General features: G+C 76.0%; 4 protein-coding genes and 1 tRNA gene. 2 read left to right on the plus strand and 3 right to left on the minus strand.

All coding sequences use genetic code 11. The features are described 5' to 3' along the window. Nucleotides 1–69: transfer RNA gene (locus GT045_RS16930), tRNA-Val, on the plus strand. A 51-nt stretch (nt 70–120) separates the two neighbouring features. On the opposite strand, the gene GT045_RS16935 is transcribed toward GT045_RS16930, so the two are convergent. The 3 genes from GT045_RS16935 to GT045_RS38935 form a co-directional block, all read right to left on the minus strand. Then, on the minus strand, nt 121–417 hold the full coding sequence (locus GT045_RS16935; RefSeq protein WP_161334682.1) for a zf-TFIIB domain-containing protein: 297 nt from the start codon (nt 415–417) through the stop codon (nt 121–123). A gap of 80 nt (nt 418–497) precedes the next feature. Further along, nucleotides 498–1,439, minus strand: coding sequence for a phosphotransferase (locus GT045_RS16940; RefSeq protein WP_237538656.1), 942 nt, complete (start codon nt 1,437–1,439; stop codon nt 498–500). Nucleotides 1,440–1,677: 238 nt separating this feature from the next. Further along, a complete protein-coding gene (locus GT045_RS38935) occupies nt 1,678–1,854 on the minus strand; it encodes a hypothetical protein (RefSeq protein WP_023552040.1) in 177 nt (58 codons plus the stop codon). Nucleotides 1,855–2,460: 606 nt separating this feature from the next. Between GT045_RS38935 and GT045_RS16945 the strand changes: the two genes are divergently transcribed. After that, nucleotides 2,461–3,627: serine/threonine-protein kinase (locus GT045_RS16945; protein WP_161334684.1), on the plus strand; the 1,167-nt coding region annotated here is incomplete at its 3' end.

Genomic DNA, 3,627 nt, shown 5'->3' on the forward strand with positions numbered 1-3,627 from the left:
CGATTAGCTCAGCGGGAGAGCGCTTCCCTGACACGGAAGAGGTCACTGGTTCAATCCCAGTATCGTCCACACAGCAAGAAACCCCCGGCCGTCTCGTACGGCCGGGGGTTTCTTCGTCTCTCAGCTGGAGAACAGCATGTGGCCGAAGCTCTTGTGGCGGTGGTGGCCGTAGTGACCGCCACCGTGGTGGCCGCCGCCGTGCGGGGCGCCCCAGGCGGGCGCGGCCGGGGCCGCGGGGTAACCCTGCGGGCCGGCGGGCGGGGGCGGGGCCGGCTGCGACCACTGGGACTCCAGGCGGGTCAGCGCCTCCAGCTCGCCGAAATCGAGGAAGATGCCGCGGCAGCCGCTGCACTGCTCGATCTGGACGCCGTTGCGGTTGTAGGTGTGCATCGGCGCATGGCACTTCGGACACTGCATCGTCGGCTCAACTCCCTGCCGGTCGGTACTGCTTCGTGCTTCCCCAGGACAGACTCCGTCCGGCCCCGGGCGGTTGCAGCCTAGTCCGGGAATCCCGGCGGCTGCCGAGGGGGGACCGCGGGCATGCGCGCGCAGGCGTCCGCGACGGCCTGCTCCACCTCGTCCAGCGGGCGGCCGGCGGCGAGCGCCTTGGTGAGCGCCAGGGCGGCCGTCTGCACGGTGAGCGCGCGGGCCGGGACGTCCAGGGCGGGCCAGGGGTCGCCGTCCGGGGGCACGGCCGGGCCGCCGGCCCGCCGGTAGGCGGTCAGGAACCGGGTCCACTCGTCGGGCGGGAGGAGTCCGCAGGCGTACCAGGCGGCGGGGCGGGCGAGGTCCCAGGCGGGGACGCCGGCTCCGAGGTCGTCCACGTCGATCAGTCGCCACGGACCGTCCGGGGCCGGGTGCCGGACGAGCTGGCCGAGGTGCAGATCACCGTGGCAGAGGGCAGCCGGGCCGGGCATCGGTGCCGCGCCCCTCGCCCAGGCCGGGAGGGCGGCCCAGGCCGCCAGGACGGGGCGGGCGGCCTGGGCCGCCGCGGCGGGGGCGGCGCCGAGTGCCGACCGGAGCCGGTCGAGGGCGCGCGCGGCCTTGGCGGGGCCGCGCATCGGCGGAAGGCCGGCCGGGACGGGGGCGCCGTGCAGCCGGGCGAGGAGGGTGGCGGCGGCCTCCCAGGGGGCCGCGTCCGGGTCGTCCGGGTCGACGGGGACGCCGTAGGGCCAGAGGGTGACGGAACGGCCGTGCAGCGGGACCGGCGCGGTGGCGAGCGGGGGCAGGAGCACGTCCGGCAGGCGGACGGCGACGAGGACGCGCAGGGTCAGGGCGGTGGGGTCGGTGTCCGGGGCGTGGGCCTTGGCGACGGTGCCGGCGTGCCGTACGACGGTGGCGTCCGGGCGGTCGGCGAGAGCGGTGGCGGGGCAGGCGCAGGGGGCGGCGGGAGCACGGGGGTGGGCGGCGGCCCGGGCCCGCGCGGTGAGCGCGGGCATGAGGGCGGGCGCGTCGGTCTTCTCGGTGTCTGCGGTCACGGCTGCCTCGGACGGGGTGGGCTGACGGGCCGAGGGTACTGGCCCCCTCGTCGCTCCGGAGGCGGGCCCGAAACGGCTAATGCCGGCGCAGCTCCCCAGCTGCGCCGGCATCGTTGCCGTCCGCCGCACCCCCGTCCCCACGGGGTTTCATGGATCGATGTCCCCGCCCGGACCGCTCTTCCGGGCCTGGGGTCGCCGCTCAGCGCCCCAGCATCGCACCCACGGACGACGCCTGTGTGGCCACCGTCTCCCAGCCGTCGAAGACGAGCAGGAGCAGGGCCGCCAGGGGAAGGGCCATGAGCGTCGCCACCAAGGGGTGGCGACGGCCCGTCCGGCGGGGGGCGAACGTCGTGCGCCGCGGTGCCGTGTGGGCCATGGTCCCTCTCCTGACCGTTTCGGTTGTCGTCGTGCAGCGGCGGGTGTCTGGCCTCGGGGGACGAGTGCTGCCACCCGCCGCTTGACCTCAAATCTAGGTGCGCGGCGCGCGGGTGGCGTCATGCCCTCGTACCGATTGCCGGGCCTCCCGGAGGATGAGCCATGACCTGCGGACTACTCCCCTGGGTGGAGACGCGGGCCCGGCTCTCGGGGTCTTCCCGGAGGGGGGTGCCCGCTCTGTCCGGTCATGTCCGACGCGCCCCGCGGGCCGGGTGGAGTGACTTCGATCACTCGGGGCGGGGTCGGCCGAGGGTCCCGGGAGGGAACCCGGTCCGGGCCGCGGCCGGGCCCGCGGGTTGGCGGCGACCGGCGGGCCGCGGACGTACCGCCCCGTGCACCGCACCTTCACATCGCCCCAACGCCCTGACACCGATGGCCGGTTGACGTAAGCGGTGGCTCGAAGTAGCCCTCCGCCAAGGATTCCTGACCGCCTTTCACCTCCCCCGGACGGCCCACACAATCCGTCCGGCCGAGAGGGCGCGGCCTCTGCGCGCCGACGGCCGTGGAAACGTAAGCTGTGCCTCGTCACAGGGACCGGGCAGCGGGGATGAACATGGCGATGATGCGCCTGAGGCGCGAGGACCCGCGCGTCGTCGGCTCGTTCAGGCTTCACCGACGGCTCGGCGCGGGCGGGATGGGCGTGGTCTATCTCGGCTCCGACAAGAAGGGGCAGCGGGTCGCGCTGAAGGTGATCCGGCCGGACCTGGCCGAGGACCAGGAGTTCCGGTCGCGGTTCGCGCGTGAGGTCTCCGCGGCCCGGCGGATCCGGGGCGGGTGCACCGCCCGGCTGGTCGCCGCCGACCTGGAGGCCGAGCGGCCCTGGTTCGCCACCCAGTACGTGCCCGGCCCCTCCCTGCACGACAAGGTCGCCGACGGGGGCGCCCTCGGTGCCGCGGACACCGCGGCGGTCGGCGCGGCCCTGTCCGAGGGGCTGGTCGCCGTGCACGAGGCCGGTGTCGTCCACCGGGACCTGAAGCCCTCCAACATCCTGCTGTCCCCCAAGGGACCGCGGATCATCGACTTCGGCATCGCCTGGGCAACCGGCGCCTCCACGCTCACGCACGTGGGCACCGCGGTCGGCTCCCCCGGTTTCCTCGCCCCCGAGCAGGTGCGCGGAGCGGCGGTCACCCCGGCCACCGACGTGTTCTCGCTGGGCGCGACCCTGGCGTACGCCTCGACCGGTGACTCGCCGTTCGGGCACGGCAGCTCCGAGGTGATGCTGTACCGGGTGGTGCACGAGGAGCCGCAGCTGTCCGGCGTCCCGGACGCGCTCGCCCCGCTGATCCGGGCCTGCCTGGCGAAGGACCCCGACGAACGGCCCAGCACCCTGCAGCTGTCGCTGCGGCTCAAGGAGATCGCGGCCCGGGAGGCGCAGGGCCTGGACGGCGTACGACCGCCCGCGCCGCGGGCCGCCGAGGCGGACCGGCCCACCGGCCGGCTCGTCGACACCTACCCCGAACAGCAGCGCACCCAGCGGCGTACCGCCCCCGGTACGCCGCCGCCGCGCGGGGGCACGCCGGCGCGGGGGCAGGTGCCGCCCCGCGGCGGGGCCCCGGCCCGCGGTGACATGCCGTCCCGCGGCGGGACGTCCTCACGTGGTGGCAGCGGTGCGCGCGGCACCGGCTCCGCCGCCTCCCGGCCGGGTTCGTCGCGGCCCACTCCGCCGCCGCGCGGCGGCGGCTCCCGCGCGAGCGGTGGCCGGCCCGCTCCGCGT

Source organism: Streptomyces sp. SID486 (genome assembly GCF_009865385.1).
Taxonomy (GTDB): domain Bacteria; phylum Actinomycetota; class Actinomycetes; order Streptomycetales; family Streptomycetaceae; genus Streptomyces.

Coding starts and splice junctions, on each gene's coding strand:
- GT045_RS16935 (WP_161334682.1), bottom strand. CDS start 417: ATGCAGTGTCCGAAGTGCCATGCGCCGATGCACACCTACAACCGCAAC.
- GT045_RS16940 (WP_237538656.1), bottom strand. CDS start 1,439: ATGCCCGCGCTCACCGCGCGGGCCCGGGCCGCCGCCCACCCCCGTGCT.
- GT045_RS38935 (WP_023552040.1), bottom strand. CDS start 1,854: ATGGCCCACACGGCACCGCGGCGCACGACGTTCGCCCCCCGCCGGACG.